Origin of the sequence: Pedobacter jamesrossensis (assembly GCF_042650905.1) — a bacterium.
GTDB lineage: Bacteria > Bacteroidota > Bacteroidia > Sphingobacteriales > Sphingobacteriaceae > Pedobacter > Pedobacter jamesrossensis.
This window is the reverse complement of record NZ_JBHSBY010000054.1, coordinates 1-783: the sequence shown is the minus strand read 5'-3', so window position 1 is coordinate 783 and position 783 is coordinate 1. Positions and strand designations below refer to the sequence as shown.

The following is a 783-nucleotide window of genomic DNA, read 5'->3' as shown; positions in this document are numbered from 1 at the left end:
GGGCCTCCCTGGGGCACCCCAAGGTTCGTTTGTTCGAACTTACCTGCTACAATTACGCCCGACCTTAGGTACTTATGGATTAAAGAGATCATCCTGCCATCCTTGATAGTTCTTGATAATACTTCAATCAGTTTACTTTGATTGACCGTATCGAAGAACTTTTCCAGATCGATATCAACAGTATGACTGAAACCATCATTCAGGAAACTGACACATTCTTTCAGCGCTTGGTGCGCGCTGCGTCCCGGCCTGAACCCATAACTGTAACTGGAAAACTGACTTTCGTAGATAGGCCCCAGCGTTTGGGTAACGCATTGTTGGATAACCCTGTCTACAACGGTCGGGATACCTAAAAGCCGCTTACCGCCCTCTTTAGGGATTTCTACCCGACGAACCGGATTTGGCCTGTATTGGCCGCTTAATATGGATGACTGAAGAGACTCTCCCTCCTTAATGAGATAGTCCTTTAAAGACCCGACCTGCATCCCATCAATGCCTCCCGAACCCCTGTTGCCTATAACTCTTTTATAAGCACGGTTCAGATTGGGAAGTGAGAAAATCTGTTCCAATGATCCATCTCCTGTATGTACTAAACTTGTAAGGTTGTTTTCAGTTATCCACATGGAAGTCTGCACTCCAACATAGTCTTCGGGTTCCGCCCTATCTTTCTGCCGGTAGTTATCGATCGATATTTTCTGCTTTTTACCTCCCATTTGGTAACATTCATTGACTACTTACCACTTTTGGTTCAGCCCTTCCATCAGCGGTCGAACTGATGTAATA

General features: G+C 45.6%; 1 protein-coding gene. It reads right to left on the bottom strand.

Features of this window, described 5'->3' with window-relative positions; all coding sequences use genetic code 11:
• The coding region (locus ACFOUY_RS08965; RefSeq protein ID WP_378960166.1) for a reverse transcriptase domain-containing protein at nucleotides 1-713 on the bottom strand (713 nt) is incomplete at its 3' end.
• Nucleotides 714-783 lie beyond the last annotated feature (70 nt).